Source organism: Nocardia sp. NPDC050717 (genome assembly GCF_040654275.1).
GTDB lineage: Bacteria > Actinomycetota > Actinomycetes > Mycobacteriales > Mycobacteriaceae > Nocardia.
In genome coordinates this window covers 329,541-343,195 of sequence record NZ_JBFAHR010000001.1, presented here as the reverse complement: position 1 = coordinate 343,195, position 13,655 = coordinate 329,541, and the positions used below count along the sequence as shown (strand labels likewise).

Here is a 13,655-nt window from a genome sequence, read left to right as displayed (position 1 = left end):
CGCGCGAGGCATAGGGCAATATCGTGGTCGTGACTTTCGATCCGAAGCTGTGGCGGCCCGTCCCCGGGTTCGAGGACCTGACCGACATCACCTACCACCGGCATATCGAGCAGGGCACGGTGCGGGTGGCGTTCGACCGGCCCGAGGTGCGCAACGCGTTCCGCCCGCACACCGTCGACGAGCTCTACCGCGCGCTCGATCACGCGCGGATGTCCTCGGATGTGGGCGCGGTGCTGCTCACCGGCAACGGGCCGAGCCCCAAGGACGGCGGCTGGGCCTTCTGCTCCGGCGGTGACCAGCGCATCCGCGGTCGCAACGGCTACCAGTACGCCAGCGGTGACACCGCCGACACCGTCGACAAGGCGCGCGCGGGCCGGCTGCACATCCTCGAGGTCCAGCGGCTGATCCGGTTCATGCCCAAGGTCGTCATCGCGCTGGTCAACGGCTGGGCCGCGGGCGGCGGGCACAGCCTGCACGTGGTCTGCGACCTGACGCTGGCCTCGCGCGAGCACGCGCGGTTCAAGCAGACCGACGCCGACGTCGGCTCCTTCGACGGCGGTTACGGCAGCGCGTATCTGGCCAAGATGGTCGGGCAGAAGTTCGCGCGGGAGATCTTCTTCCTCGGCAGGCCGTACACGGCCGAGGAGATGCACCAGATGGGCGCGGTGAACAAGGTCGTCGACCACGACGAACTGGAGAACGTCGCGCTGGAGTGGACCGCCGACATCAACGGCAAGTCGCCGCAGGCCCAGCGGATGCTGAAGTACGCGTTCAACCTGCTCGACGACGGTCTGGTCGGTCAGCAGCTGTTCGCGGGCGAGGCGACCCGGATGGCGTACATGACCGACGAGGCGGTCGAGGGCCGCGACTCCTTCCTGGAGAAGCGCGAGCCGGACTGGACGCCCTATCCCTGGTACTTCTGAGGACGGCCATGGAGATTCTCAACAGCCGGATCATCGTGCGCCCCAGCGACTACGGGCGGACGCTGGAGTTCTACCGGGACGGGCTCGGCCTGGCGATCGCGCGGGAGTACCCGGGCGGCACGGTGTTCTACGCCGGGCAGTCGCTGATCGAGGTCGCCGCGCACGGCGGCAGCGGGCAGCCGGGCACCTTCGACGGCGCCATCTGGCTGCAGGTACGCGAGATCTCCGACGCGGCCGCGGAGTTGGCGCTGAAGGGCATCGCCATCGAGCGCGCGCCGGTGCTCGAACCGTGGGGGCTGTGGGAGATGTGGGTGCGTGATCCCGACGGTGTCCCGATCGTGCTGGTTCAGGTTCCCGAGGACCACCCGATACGGCGGGATCAGCGCTGGTCGCCGGAGTGAGCGGGCCGTCGGGGCGGTCGAGCCGAGTTGCCGATCCCGGTCCGGCCGCGCACGATAGCTGCGAGCAAGCGCCCGACCGCCGTCGTCCGGACCGCAGTGCGAGAACTGTCCGTCTACTGAATCGCAGTCGCTATGCCTGGCATTTCCGAGCCGTTCCCCGGCAAACCGACCCGTTGGCCGGGTCATGTCGCGCGCATGACACGATCGAAGCCGTGAGGGCGCGCGGCGAGCTGTATCCGGAGGTGACGGACATGAGGGAGCGCAGCGAGCGAATCATGTGCCAGCGTGCCATGCACACGTCGCAGCCGAGCGCTAGCGAGGCTGTGGCGTGAGTAAGACCCTGCGGACGCTGCAGATGCCGACCGGTTCCGGTGTCGGGGAGGTACTTCCCCATCTGCGGCAGGCGCTCGACGGCAACGGCCCGGCCTGGCTGCCGATCCCGACCACGGATCGTCGCGAGGCGCGCAGGCTCTCCGACGCGCTCAAGCCCGGCGACCCGATCGACGACGACGTGGCCCTGGTGGTGACGACCTCGGGCACCACCGGCATCCCCAAGGGCGCCCTGCTCGGCGCGGAGGCCCTGCGGGCCAGCGGCAACGCCACCCACGACCGGCTCGGCGGGCCGGGGAGCTGGCTGCTGGCGCTGCCGACCCACCACATCGCGGGCATCCAGGTGTTGCTGCGCAGCATTCTCGCGGGCACCGAGCCGACCGTGCTCGACGTGTCGGGTGGATTCCTGCCCGAGGCGCTGGCCGGTGCTGTCGCGGCCATGCGCGGGCCGCGCCGCTACACCGCGCTGGTGCCGACCCAGCTGATCAAGTCGCTGGACTCGCCGATCGCGGCGAAGGCGCTGGCCGAACTCGACGGCGTGCTCGTCGGCGGCGCGGCGACCCCGCAGCCGGTGCTCGAACGCGCGCGCGACGCGGGCATCACCGTGGTGCGCACCTACGGCATGAGCGAGACCTGCGGCGGCTGCGTCTACGAGGGCGTGCCCCTGGACGGCACCCAGGTCCGCATCGAGGACGGGCGGGTGCTGCTCGGCGGGGCGATGATCGCCCGCGGCTACCGCAACCTGCCCGATCATCCGGCCTTCGCCGAACCGGGCTGGTTCCGCACCGAGGACGCCGGCACCTACGACAACGGCGTGCTCTCGATCACCGGACGCCTGGACGAGGCGATCATGACCGGCGGGCTGCTGGTGATTCCGCAGGTCGTCGAGGCCGTGCTGGCCACGCATCCCGGGATCAGCGAGTGCGTCGTGCTCGGTCTGCCCGACGAGCGGCTCGGTCAGCGGGTGGCGGTGGCGATCGTGCCGGTGCCGGGAGCCGAGCCGACGCTCGAGGAGATCCGCGCCCACGTGGTGGCCGAACTCGACTCGATCGCCGCACCGCGTGAGCTCGCGGTGCTGAGCGAGATTCCGCTGCGTGGCCCGGGCAAACCCGACCGGGTCGCCCTGCGCGAACACCTGCTGGCGAACTCGCGGCACTGATCTTGCGCGGCCTTGCGTGGCCGGCGCCATCGTGACGCAAGGGCCGTGCAAGGCGGTCCGGGCACCGTAGGTCGCATGACTTACACACCCACTTCAGCGCTCGCCGTCGAGGCGAACGATCTGGTCAAGGTGTTCGGCAAGCAGCGCGCCGTGGACGGGGTGAGCCTGGCGGTGCCGCGCGGCTCGGTCTACGGGGTGCTCGGACCGAACGGCGCGGGCAAGACGACGACCATCAAGATGCTCGCGACGCTGCTGCGTCCCGACGGCGGCAGCGCGCGGATCTTCGGCAACGACGTGGTCGAGCGGCCCAACGCGGTGCGCTCGCTGATCGGTGTCACCGGGCAGTACGCCTCGGTCGACGAGATGCTGACCGCCACCGAGAACCTGATCATCTTCGGCCGCCTGCTCGGCCTGAGCAGGCCCGACGCGCGCCGCAAGGCCGTCGAACTGCTGGCGGAGTTCGATCTCGCCGAGGCGGCGAACAAGCCGCTGAAGAACTTCTCCGGCGGCATGCGCAGGCGCCTGGATCTCGCGGCCAGCCTCATCTCGACCCCGCCCCTGCTGTTCCTCGACGAGCCGACCACCGGTCTCGACCCGCGCACGCGCGCCCAGATGTGGGACACCATCCGCAGATTGGTGACCGAGGGCGCGACCGTGCTGCTCACCACCCAGTACCTCGACGAGGCCGACCAGCTGGCCGACCGGATCGCCGTGATCGACCACGGCCGGGTGATCGCCGACGGCACCGCCGACGAGCTCAAGGCCTCCATCGGCGGCTCCTCGGTGCACCTGACGCTGCTCGATCGCGACCAGCTCGACGAGGCCCGCCGCATCGTCGGCGACTTCCTCGGCGTCGCCGCCCAGATCAGCCCGGAGGCGGGCAGGCTCACCGCGGCGCTGCCCGATCCGAACCTCACCGCCGAACTGCTGATCCGCCTGCGCGACTGGGAGATCGGCGTCGAGGAGATCACCGTCTCCAAGCCGACCCTCGACGAGGTCTTCCTCACCATCACCGGCCATCCGGCCGATTCCGACGACACCGAACGGAGCGCGGCATGACCGCAGTCCTCACCGCTCCCGCACCCACCGACGACCTCGCCCAGGTGAGCGATCGGGTGGGCCCGCGCGAGACGATCTCCACCTCGTTCACCATGGCCTATCGTGGCCTGCTCAAGATCAAGCACAATCCCGAGCAGCTCTTCGACGTGACGGTGCAGCCGATCCTGTTCACCGCGCTGTTCACCTACATCTTCGGCGGCGCGATTTCGGGCAGCGTCGCGGACTACCTGCCCGTGCTCATCCCCGGCATCCTCGTGCAGACGGTGGTGCTCACCTCGGTTGTCACCGGCACCCAACTACGTGAGGACATGGACAAGGGCGTGTTCGACCGCTTCAAATCCCTGCCCATCGCCCGGGTTTCGGCGCTGGCCGGCGCGCTGCTGGCCGACATGGTGCGCTACGGCATCGCCTCCAGCCTGACGATCATCGTCGGCCTGTGCCTCGGGTACCGCCCCGGCGGCGGCTTCGCCGGTGTGGTCGTGGCCTGCCTGGTCGTTGTGGTGTGCTCGTTCGCGATCAGCTGGGTGTGGGCGCTGGTCGGCGTCACCGGCAAGAGCGCGGCCTCGGTCCAGGGCATCTCGATGATGGTGATGTTCCCGCTGACCTTCATGTCCGGCGCGTTCGCCCCGGTGAGCACGATGCCCGGCTGGATGCAGGCGATCAACCACGCCAACCCGGTGTACTACATGGTCAACACCTGCCGGGACCTGATGAACGTCAACATCTACAGCAGTGACCTGGTCTGGTCGCTGGTCGGTTCGCTGGTGGTGATCGCGGTGTTCGCCCCGCTCACCGTGCGGGCCTACATGCGCAGGGCCTGAACACACGCGGCAGCCGATCCGTACGGGTCGGCTGCCGCCGGCGTGTCAGCGCAATCCGGAGACGATCTCGACGATGCGGGTACTGGCGTCGAGCTTGCGCATGCGGGTGGTCGACCCCGATCCGGGCGCGTCGAGCACGGCGTTGTGCAACTCGACGTGGCGGGCGAGCTCCATCGACGGATAGTCCTGCCTGGCGACCGAAGCCACCGCGAGCGTGAGCAATTCGAGCCCCTCGGGGCGGCCGGGCTCGGTCGCGAGGAGATAGGTCCCGACGGCGCAGGCCACCGCGCCGATCTGCGGCAGGTCCCGATATTGCGAGAGTCGCTCCTCGGTGGTCTCCACGATCTGGGCCACCAGGTCCGCCGCGTGTGCCGCCCGGCCGTGCAGCACGTGCGCGCTCACCGCAGCGGCCGAGACCATCATCGCGCCGGGACCGGGCACCAGCTCGTAGTCCGGCCAGCCGAGCAGCTCCAGCGCGCGCCGGTAATGCCGCAGCCCGGCGTCGATGTCGCCGTCGGCGAGCTCCAGTTCGGCGACGGCGGTCGCGACGGCCGAGAGCCGATGGTTGCGGCGAATGGTGGGATCGTCGAGCTGGCGCAGGCCCGAATCGTCGGAGCGGATCACGAATTCGAGCTCCGCCGCGGCGAGTTCGCGCTGTCCGCTGCCGACCAGCGCCGCGACCAGATAGCACCTGCTCTCCAGGATCTCGTCGTAGACCCGCAGGCGATTCATCTCCGCCAATGCCCTGCGGTAGTAGCTCACCGCCGCCGGGTAGCGCGCGGATTGACCGCACAGCTGTGCCAGGTGCTGGCACACCATCGAAATGCCCCAGACGTCGTCGGTGCCGAGGTCCGCCAGCGCACGCAGCGAGTCGCGGGTCGAGCCGTAGACATTGCCGGCGTTCTCCCAGAAGTTGGCGCGGGCGACCAGGGCCGCGATTCTGGCCGATCGCGCCGGGGACCTGACACCGTCGGCGAAGAGTCTGCCGATGCGCAAGCCGTTGACCCGCGCGGAGATCAGCTCGCCCAGCAGGCGCAGCCCGAGGTCGAGTCCGGGGTGCGCGAGCAGCCGTCGGGCGCGCAGCCGCGCCACCGCCACCGGGCGGACGTCGGTGCTGGGGTGGAACATCAGGTGCAGGCAGGTCAGCATGTGCGCCACCATCTGCAGATCGGCGGCCTCTCCCGAGGTCGGGCGCGGCGGCGTGATCGCCACCAGACGGACGGCCCAGCCGATGAATTCGAGGTGCGAACCCCGCATCACCCACATCGTCGCGGTCAGCGGGAACACCGTGTAGACCGTCTCGGCGTCGACCCGCGCGGTGGCGGTGCGCAGGATCGCGACCAGGTTGTCCAGCTCGGCGGTCACCGCCAGGACCATCGGCACCTGCTCGCCAGTGCGGTGTTCACCGACCGCGGACAGGGAGAATTCCCTTGCCCAGCAGGCCATCCGGTCCAGCACCAGCTCCGTCTCGGCACCACCGTCGGCATCGGCGGCGGCGAGCTGCTCGGCGCCGAATTCACGCACCGTCTCGAGCATGCGGTACCGGATGCCGGCGCCGTCCGGGTCGTCGAGGACCGTCAGCAGCGATTGCCCCACCAGGCCGTCGATGGCCGCGGCGACATCGGGTCCCGCCGCGACGACTTCCGCGGCCGACAGCGTGAACCCGGCCGGGAACATCGACAGCCTGCGCAGCACGATCCGCTGCTCGGGTTCGAGTAGATTCCAGCTCCACGCGATCACCGCGTGCAGGGTGCGATGCCGCTGCGGCGCGGTGCGATCGCCGCTGCGCAGCAGGGCGAACCGGTGGTCGAGCCTGGATTCGATCTCGGCCACGCTCATGGTGCGCACCCGTGCCGCGGCCAGTTCGATCGCCAGCGGCAGCCCGTCCAGGGTGCGGCACAGGCGGGCCACGATCTCGGGGTCGAGCCGCACGTCCGGCCGCACCGCGCGGGCGCGCGCCGAGAACAGGTCGGTCGCGGGCGAACCGGCGGTGTCGATCGCCAACGGCGCCAGCGGATAGACGGATTCGGCCGTGATCGCCAGCGGCGAGCGGCTGGTGGTGAGCACGGTGAGCTGCGCGCAGGCGCCGACCAGATCGGCCACCACCTCGGCCGCCGCCTCGATCACGTGCTCGCAGTTGTCCAGGATCAGCAGCGTCGGACGCGCGGCCAGCGCTTCGCGCAGCCGCCTGCGCGCGTCGATCTGCATTCCGGGCCGGAGCCCGCCGGGCTCGCGCATCACCTCGCCGAGGCCGATGACATGCCCGATCGCCGCCTCGATGTCGACGCGCGCGTTCGCCCCCGTCGATTCGGGCTGCACCGACGCCAGCTCGACCAGGACCACCGGCACCGTCCCCGTGAGTCGTTCACCGACCGCGTTGGCCACCCTGGTCTTGCCGGTGCCGCCGGGGCCGAGCACGGTGGTCACCCGCGAGCGGCGGGTCAGCTCGGCGATGGCGTCCAGATCGTCTGCCCGGCCGAGCAATTCGTTGGGCGCGGCGCGCAATCCGAGCGCGGACAGCGCGGGCCCGGCGTGGTGGGCGGACGCGGTGGGGTCGCCGCTCGCCGACCGTGCACGCGGACCATCCGGCGATACGCGCTGATGTGGCTCGTCGGCCGAGCCGGGCCACGGCCGCGCGGACGTTGGGAAATCCGGCAACCGGCCTTCGTCTGCCCCTGGATGGCGCCCGTCGGTCGCGACCGGATGCCGCGCGGTACCGGACTCCTGCCGACGGCCATCGTGGGCACCGGCATCCCCCACTACCGCGTCGGTGCCTGACCGCTGCGCCGGCGCGGCCTCGCCATGCCTGACCGACGAATCGCCGGGCAGCGTCGCGGTTCGATCCCGGGCTCCACGGTGGACGGCATCCACTACCCCGGCACCTGTCTCGTCGGTGCCAGGCGCTGCGGCCGCGTGGTCGGGCCGGTGCGGATCATCGGCCGTTTCCCGTGCTGTCGCCTCGCGTGATTCGCCCGGGCTCTGTGTCTCGGTGCCGTGCGGTGGGGTCGAGGCGGCGGCCGGATGCCCGCCGGACCCCGAGCCGCGGAGAGTCGTCGAGCCGGGCGCCGCGGCGGGGGCGTGGCCCGGTTGGCGCGGATGATCAGCCATGGCCGGGTCCGGGGCTGCCGGGTCGAGGGGTTCGCCGGGGATCGGTGCCTCGGTGCCGTGTGGTCGGGTCGGGGCAGCGGCCGGATGACTGTCGGAGCTCGGGCCGCGCAGTGTCGTCGAGCCGGGCGCGGCGGTGCTCGCGGCGCGGGTGCCGAGCGTGCGCCGGTAACCCGACGGGGCGATGGGCTCACCGCGCAGGATCGCCGCGTTCAGCGCCAGCAGCGTGGGGCCCGGCTCGGCGCCGAATTCCTCGATGAGACGAAGGCGATAGGCCGCGAAGACCTCGAGCGCCTCGGTGGCGCGGTCGGCGAGCGCGAGGACGCGGACCAGAGTGGTGTGGGCGCCCTCGTCGAGGGGGTTCGCTGCGGCGGCCGCGCGGGCGACGGGGATCGCGGCGGCCGGATCCCCCTGGGCGATACGGGTCGCCACCTCGATGCGGTTCAGGTCGCCGAGCACGTGTTCGGCGGCGGCGCGCAGGTCCTCGGCCTGGTCCGAAGCGGGCAGGTCGGCGCCGGGTTCGCCGCGCCACAGCGCACGGGCGGCGGTGATCGCGGCGAGGCTCGCGGCAGCGTCACCCGCCATCAGGTGCTCGTCGGCGCGGCGGGCCAGGTCGGCGGCGGCGGTGAGGTCGACCGCATCGGCCGGCAGCGTCAGCCGGTAGCCGGCGGGACCGATCTCCAGCGCACCCTCCGGCAGCAGCGCGCGCAACCGGGAGACCTGGGTGTGCAGGGCGTTCATCGGGGCGCGCGGGGGCTGCTCGCCCCAGACGTCGTCGACGAGGGCCTGGGCGCCACGGGCGCGGCCGGGGCGGATCGCGAGCGCGGCGAGCAGGGATCTGGCACGGGCGCCGGGCAACGCGACGAGTGTGTCGTCGCGCCGGATCGCGATCACGCCGAGCAGCCCGACGACGACGCGGGAGGCGGTCGCCGGTCCGGCGGGCGAGGACCCGTCGGGGCCCGAATGAGGTGCAGACATGCCGAATGACATCGTAGGCGAGTCCGCGACACCACCCGCGTCACCGCGAAGTTGTCACCGCAGCGGCTTAGGCTGTCGCGCATGGGCGACTTCGAAGTGACCCGGCGCACGATCATTGCCGCCGAACCCGCACGCATCCACGGTTTCATCGACAACTTCCGCCAGTGGCGCCTGTGGTCGCCCTGGGAGGACGCCGACCCGCAACTCGCGCGCACCTACACCGGGCCGGAATCCGGTGTCGGCGCCCGCTACACCTGGCGCGGCAACCGCAAGGCAGGCGCCGGCGCGATGGAGATCAAGGCCGACGCCGAGCGTGAGATCGGTATCGAGTTGGCTTTCGAGAAGCCGTTCAAGGCCACCAACTTCGTCACCTTCACCCTCGCCCCGAGCGGTAGCGGCACCGAGGTCACCTGGCGGATGACCGGCACCCACTCGGGCCTGATGGGCGTGCTCGGCAAGGTGTTCCCGATCGACAACATGATCGGCAAGGACTTCGACAAGGGCCTGGCCCGGCTCAAGACCATCGCCGAGGCAGCCGGTTCCTGACGCCGGGGCTAGGCTTCGATCCATGGCTACAGCTGCGGAATGGATCGAGGGCGCCCGGCCGCGGACGCTGCCCAACGCGATCGCGCCGGTCATCGCCGGCACCGGCGCGGCCGCGTCCATCGACGGCGCCGTCTGGTGGAAAGCGGCGCTGGCGCTGCTGGTTTCGCTGGCGCTGATCGTCGGGGTGAACTACGCCAACGACTACTCCGACGGCATCCGCGGGACCGACGACGTGCGCGTCGGCCCGCTGCGCCTGGTCGGGTCGAAGCTGGCCTCCCCCACCGCCGTCCGCACCGCCGCCGTGCTCAGCCTGGCGGTCGGCGCCGTCGCCGGACTGGTGCTCGCCGTGACAACCGCCTGGTGGCTGGTCCTGATCGGCGCCCTGTGCCTGGCGGGCGCCTGGTTCTACACCGGCGGCAGCAAGCCCTACGGCTACAGCGGTTTCGGTGAGATCGCGGTCTTCGTGTTCTTCGGGCTCATCGCCGTGCTCGGCACCCAGTACGTGCAGGCGCTGCGCGTCGACTGGGTCGGGCTGCTGCTGGCGATCGCCGTCGGATCGTTCTCCAGCGCAGTGCTGGTCGCCAACAATCTGCGCGACATCCCGACCGACACCGAGGCCGGGAAGGTCACGCTCGCGGTGAAACTCGGCGACGCGCGCACCCGCACCCTGCACCTGGTGCTGCTCGCGGTGCCGTTCGTGATCAGTCTCGCGCTGATCGCGCGCACGCCGTTGGCGCTGGCCGGATTGCTCGCGCTACCGCTCGCGATCCGGGCCAACGCCCCCGTGCGCACGGGCAAGGGCGGGCTGGAACTGATTCCCGCCCTGCGTGATTGCGGCCTGGCGATGCTGGCGTGGTCGGTGCTCAGCGCGCTGGCCGTCGGTTTCGGCTAGTCGTCGCCGTCCGGGACGATGATGCCGAGGACCCAGTTGACCAGCGAGATGATCACGCCACCCCACAGGGCCGCCCAGAATCCGTCGACGCGAAGGCCGTAGTCGGACAGTTCGGTGATCTTCGCGGTCAGCCAGAGCATGCCCGCGTTCACGATCAGCAGGAACAGGCCGAGCGTGAGGATCACGAACGGAAGGGACAGGAGCTTCACGATCGGCTTGATGACGGCGTTCACCGCGGTGAACACCGCCGCGACGATCAGGATCACCAGGGCCTTGCCCCAGTTTCCCGAGTCCGCCGGGGTCAGGATGTCGATCTTGTCGATCCACGCGACCGCTGCCCAGATGGCAATGGCGTTGATGACCAATCGAATGGCTAGCTGCATACAGCCATGCTAGGCCGGAAATCGGACATCACACCGGGTGTGACACACACCGGCGGCAAGAATTCACGCCGCGCGGTCGAGCATTCCGGTGATGTCGGCGCGCAGGGCCGTCACCGCGTCACGGCCGCCGAGCAGTTCGGTGGTGGTCTCGTCGGCGCGCAGCACACCGAGCACCAAATGCGCCGAGACGATCTCGCGGTCCTTGCGGTGCACGGCCTCCCGTAGCGCCAGTTCGAGTGACTTCTTGGCGGCGGTGGTGAACGGGATGTGCCCCCAGTTGCCGCCGAGCAACCGGCCGAGGATGCCGCGCTTCGGCTCGGGTTCGGCGTTGTCCCAGGCGTCGGGGCCGAAGTTCTCGGCGACACTGGCCTGGACGGCGGCGAGATCGATGCCGATCGAGCGCAGGGCTTCGGCATCGTCGATACCGAGCGGATCGGCCTGCGCGCGTTCGGCGACGCCGGCGCGCACCTGTGCGGCGGTGATGCCGCGCGCGTCGAGCACGGCGGCCAGCCCGGGGTCGGCGTTGCCGACGAGACTGATCAGCAGATGCTCCGGCCCGATCCGCTTGGCGCCGAGTTCCCTTGCCTCCTCCTGCGCCATCGCCACGGCCGTGCGGGCGTGCTGCCCGAACCTCTCGAACATCAGCGGGTCCCACCTTTCCGGTTGTGTTTCTGATGGACCGCCTGCTTGCTCACCTCGAGCGCCTCCGCGATCGCCTGCCAGGACCAACCGTTGGCCCTGGCATTGGCGACCTGGATGGCTTCGAGCCGGTCGGCCAGCCTGCGCAGCGCGAGGACGGCCCGCAGGCCGACCGCCGGATCGGGATTGCCCGCCGCCGAGGCGAGAGTGGTTGCATCGGTCATGGCGTCAATTTTGATTGACGATCCGATGTGTGTCAACAAAAATTGACGACCTCAGCTCAGGTGGTACACCAGCTTGGCGAACTGACCGAACCGGACCACGTCCACCAGCCGCAGGCGGTCCGCGAGAATCCGGCGCGGGAACACGGGCGCGCCACCGCCGAGAGCGACCGGCGCCACGCCGAGAATCACCTCGTCGAGCAGGCCGGCATCGGCGAACTGCCCGGCGAGCTCGCCGCCGCCGACGATCCACACACCGCGATCCCCCGCGGCCGCGCTCATCTGCTGGTGCACCGGCTCGACCGCGCCCGCCACGAAACGCAGGTTCGCACCGGGGATCTCGGGCAGCTTGCGATGTGTGAACACCCACGCCGGGCGGTCGCCGTAGTGCTCGTGCCAGACCTCCGGCGGGTGGTTCGCCACCATCCACTCGTAGGTCGTCGCCCCCATGCAGATCGCACCGACATCGCGCAGGAATTCGTCGACATCGCCGGTGGCGCCGTCGGCCTCGGGGACGGCCATCAGCCAGTCCAGCGAATTGTCAGGATCGGCGATGTAACCGTCGAGGCTGGTGGCGGTGTAGTAGGTAGTCGTCATGCAACGATCCTGACAACCGAACCTGACACCGACTGTCAGGTTTCCGCAGCGAGATCAGCCCTTCCAGCGACCAGACGCGGCGAACTCGGCGAGAACGGCGGTGGGGCCGGTGAGATCCAGCTGCTGGCTCTCGACCCAGGCGTCGTCGAAATAGGTGCCCGCGTAGCGATCCCCACCGTCACACAGCAGGGTGACGATGCTGCCGCTGCGCCCGTCCCGCAGCAGCTCCGACACCAGGTGGAACGCGCCCCACAGATTCGTGCCGGTCGACCCGCCGACGCGCCTGCCGAGGACGGCGCTGGCGTGGCGCGCGGTCGCGACCGACGCCGCGTCCGGCACCACGATCATCCGGTCGACCACCTGGCCGACGAACGACGGCTCGACCCGGGGCCTGCCGATGCCCTCGATCCGCGACGGCATGCCCGTCTCGTAGCCTGCGTCACCGGTCTCGAAACCGCCGAAGAACGCCGAGTGCTCGGGGTCGACGACGGCCAGCCTGGTCGCGTGCCTGCGGTAGCGGATGTAGCGGCCGATCGTGGCGCTCGTGCCGCCCGTGCCCGCGCCGACCACGATCCACTCCGGCACGGGATGGGTCTCCAGCGCCAGCTGCTGGAAGATCGACTCGGCGATGTTGTTGTTGCCGCGCCAGTCGGTGGCCCGCTCGGCGTGGGTGAACTGGTCCATGAAGTGCCCGCCGGTCTCGGCGGCCAGGCGCTTGGCCTCGGTGTACATCTCCGGCGCGCGCTCGACGAAATGGCAACGGCCACCCTGCGCTTCGATCAGGGCGACCTTCTGCGGCGAGGTGCTCGCCGGCATCACCGCGACGAAATCCAGGCCGAGCAGCTTGGCGAAGTACGCCTCGCTCACCGCCGTCGACCCCGACGAGGCCTCCACCACGGTCGTGCCCTCGGTGACCCAGCCGTTGCAGATCGCGTACAGGAACAGCGACCGCGCCAGCCGGTGCTTGAGGCTGCCGGTGATGTGGGTGGACTCGTCCTTCAGGTACAGCTGCACCGGCCAGTCGGCGGGCAGGGGGTAGCGCAGCAGATGGGTGTCGGCGGAGCGTTGGGAGTCGGCGTCGATCAGCCGCACGGCGTTGTCGACCCAGTCCCGCGGCGCGCTGCGGTCGAGGTACTTCACGCCTCGTCGTCACCCCGCAGCCGGGCCCGCAGCTGCGCCTTGTCCTGACGGCGGCGCGCGTCGACGATCGCGATGTCCTCGTTCACGCGCGTGCGCAGCTTCTTGAACAGAGTCAGCGACAGCGGCATCGCGACCAGCAACGCGAACAACGCCGCTACGATGATCGGCACCTCGACCCCGATGAGGTACGCCACACCCATGATGGCAGCGGCGATCAGCACGACGAGCCCGAGCCGGGCCAGCGTGTAGAGGGCCAGATTGCGGACCAGCCGCTTCCCCGCGCCAGAACCTTGCTGACCAGTTGCTTCACTCACCAGAACAGCCTAACCCCAGCACAGCTGGACTGATGAGGCCCTGTTCGCGGCTTTTGTCTATTACTTCCCCTTTACCAACAGTAGGTGGTTCGACTAGGTGGGGGTCGCAGTGCGACGATGACGCCATCTGATGAGGGAACTGTCGAG

14 protein-coding genes are annotated in these 13,655 nt (G+C 70.3%); 7 read left to right on the top strand and 7 right to left on the bottom strand.

What is annotated here, in order from left to right; translation table 11 throughout:
- Positions 1-29: 29 nt before the first annotated feature.
- The 5 genes from AB0H56_RS01765 to AB0H56_RS01745 all read left to right on the top strand — a co-directional run bounded on the left by AB0H56_RS01765 (position 30) and on the right by AB0H56_RS01745 (position 4,693).
- Positions 30-923, top strand: a complete 894-nt coding sequence (locus tag AB0H56_RS01765) for a 1,4-dihydroxy-2-naphthoyl-CoA synthase (RefSeq protein WP_357156126.1) — start codon at positions 30-32, stop codon at positions 921-923.
- An 8-nt stretch (positions 924-931) separates the two neighbouring features.
- Positions 932-1,324, top strand: coding sequence for a VOC family protein (locus tag AB0H56_RS01760; protein WP_357156125.1), 393 nt, complete (start codon positions 932-934; stop codon positions 1,322-1,324).
- A gap of 355 nt (positions 1,325-1,679) precedes the next feature.
- Positions 1,680-2,813 carry an o-succinylbenzoate--CoA ligase gene (menE, locus tag AB0H56_RS01755; protein WP_357157802.1) on the top strand — a complete coding sequence of 378 codons (1,134 nt, stop codon included), beginning with the start codon at positions 1,680-1,682 and terminating at the stop codon, positions 2,811-2,813.
- 75 nt (positions 2,814-2,888) lie between these two features.
- Positions 2,889-3,872, top strand: a complete 984-nt coding sequence (locus AB0H56_RS01750) for an ATP-binding cassette domain-containing protein (protein ID WP_357156123.1) — start codon at positions 2,889-2,891, stop codon at positions 3,870-3,872.
- Positions 3,869-4,693 carry an ABC transporter permease gene (locus AB0H56_RS01745; RefSeq protein ID WP_357156122.1) on the top strand — a complete coding sequence of 275 codons (825 nt, stop codon included), beginning with the start codon at positions 3,869-3,871 and terminating at the stop codon, positions 4,691-4,693. The genes AB0H56_RS01750 and AB0H56_RS01745 overlap by 4 nt, the downstream gene beginning before the upstream one ends.
- A gap of 45 nt (positions 4,694-4,738) precedes the next feature.
- Here the strand turns inward: AB0H56_RS01745 and AB0H56_RS01740 are convergent, their stop codons facing one another.
- Positions 4,739-8,776, bottom strand: a complete 4,038-nt coding sequence (locus AB0H56_RS01740; protein WP_357156121.1) for a BTAD domain-containing putative transcriptional regulator — start codon at positions 8,774-8,776, stop codon at positions 4,739-4,741.
- Positions 8,777-8,857: 81 nt separating this feature from the next.
- Between AB0H56_RS01740 and AB0H56_RS01735 the strand changes: the two genes are divergently transcribed.
- On the top strand, positions 8,858-9,322 hold the full coding sequence (locus AB0H56_RS01735; RefSeq protein WP_357156119.1) for an SRPBCC family protein: 465 nt from the start codon (positions 8,858-8,860) through the stop codon (positions 9,320-9,322).
- A gap of 22 nt (positions 9,323-9,344) precedes the next feature.
- Positions 9,345-10,214 carry a 1,4-dihydroxy-2-naphthoate polyprenyltransferase gene (locus tag AB0H56_RS01730; RefSeq protein WP_357156118.1) on the top strand — a complete coding sequence of 290 codons (870 nt, stop codon included), beginning with the start codon at positions 9,345-9,347 and terminating at the stop codon, positions 10,212-10,214.
- On the opposite strand, the gene AB0H56_RS01725 is transcribed toward AB0H56_RS01730, so the two are convergent.
- From AB0H56_RS01725 to AB0H56_RS01700, 6 genes are all read right to left on the bottom strand, one after another.
- The gene (locus tag AB0H56_RS01725) at positions 10,211-10,597 is read right to left on the bottom strand and encodes a phage holin family protein (protein WP_233000928.1); all 387 of its coding nucleotides are present in this window, start codon (positions 10,595-10,597) and stop codon (positions 10,211-10,213) included. The genes AB0H56_RS01730 and AB0H56_RS01725 overlap by 4 nt on opposite strands.
- Positions 10,598-10,660: 63 nt before the next feature.
- On the bottom strand, positions 10,661-11,239 hold the full coding sequence (locus AB0H56_RS01720) for a Clp protease N-terminal domain-containing protein (RefSeq protein WP_357156117.1): 579 nt from the start codon (positions 11,237-11,239) through the stop codon (positions 10,661-10,663).
- On the bottom strand, positions 11,239-11,460 hold the full coding sequence (locus AB0H56_RS01715; RefSeq protein ID WP_110039216.1) for a helix-turn-helix domain-containing protein: 222 nt from the start codon (positions 11,458-11,460) through the stop codon (positions 11,239-11,241). Before AB0H56_RS01715 ends, AB0H56_RS01720 begins: the two co-directional genes overlap by 1 nt.
- Positions 11,461-11,511: 51 nt before the next feature.
- Complete coding sequence (locus tag AB0H56_RS01710; RefSeq protein ID WP_357156115.1) at positions 11,512-12,054, bottom strand: dihydrofolate reductase family protein; 543 nt, start codon at positions 12,052-12,054, stop codon at positions 11,512-11,514.
- 54 nt (positions 12,055-12,108) lie between these two features.
- A complete protein-coding gene (locus AB0H56_RS01705; protein WP_357156114.1) occupies positions 12,109-13,194 on the bottom strand; it encodes a PLP-dependent cysteine synthase family protein in 1,086 nt (361 codons plus the stop codon).
- Positions 13,191-13,508 (bottom strand): DUF4229 domain-containing protein, encoded by a 318-nt coding sequence (locus tag AB0H56_RS01700; protein WP_110039213.1) that lies wholly within the window; start codon positions 13,506-13,508, stop codon positions 13,191-13,193. Before AB0H56_RS01700 ends, AB0H56_RS01705 begins: the two co-directional genes overlap by 4 nt.
- Positions 13,509-13,655 lie beyond the last annotated feature (147 nt).

What these genes read in the sequence shown, in the direction of transcription:
- AB0H56_RS01720 (WP_357156117.1), bottom strand. Translation starts at nt 11,239, where the DNA reads ATGTTCGAGAGGTTCGGGCAGCACGCCCGCACGGCCGTGGCGATGGCG.
- AB0H56_RS01710 (WP_357156115.1), bottom strand. Translation starts at nt 12,054, where the DNA reads ATGACGACTACCTACTACACCGCCACCAGCCTCGACGGTTACATCGCC.
- AB0H56_RS01740 (WP_357156121.1), bottom strand. Translation starts at nt 8,776, where the DNA reads ATGTCTGCACCTCATTCGGGCCCCGACGGGTCCTCGCCCGCCGGACCG.
- AB0H56_RS01730 (WP_357156118.1), top strand. Translation starts at nt 9,345, where the DNA reads ATGGCTACAGCTGCGGAATGGATCGAGGGCGCCCGGCCGCGGACGCTG.
- AB0H56_RS01715 (WP_110039216.1), bottom strand. Translation starts at nt 11,460, where the DNA reads ATGACCGATGCAACCACTCTCGCCTCGGCGGCGGGCAATCCCGATCCG.
- AB0H56_RS01750 (WP_357156123.1), top strand. Translation starts at nt 2,889, where the DNA reads ATGACTTACACACCCACTTCAGCGCTCGCCGTCGAGGCGAACGATCTG.
- AB0H56_RS01745 (WP_357156122.1), top strand. Translation starts at nt 3,869, where the DNA reads ATGACCGCAGTCCTCACCGCTCCCGCACCCACCGACGACCTCGCCCAG.
- AB0H56_RS01735 (WP_357156119.1), top strand. Translation starts at nt 8,858, where the DNA reads ATGGGCGACTTCGAAGTGACCCGGCGCACGATCATTGCCGCCGAACCC.
- AB0H56_RS01760 (WP_357156125.1), top strand. Translation starts at nt 932, where the DNA reads ATGGAGATTCTCAACAGCCGGATCATCGTGCGCCCCAGCGACTACGGG.
- AB0H56_RS01725 (WP_233000928.1), bottom strand. Translation starts at nt 10,597, where the DNA reads ATGCAGCTAGCCATTCGATTGGTCATCAACGCCATTGCCATCTGGGCA.
- menE (WP_357157802.1), top strand. Translation starts at nt 1,680, where the DNA reads ATGCCGACCGGTTCCGGTGTCGGGGAGGTACTTCCCCATCTGCGGCAG.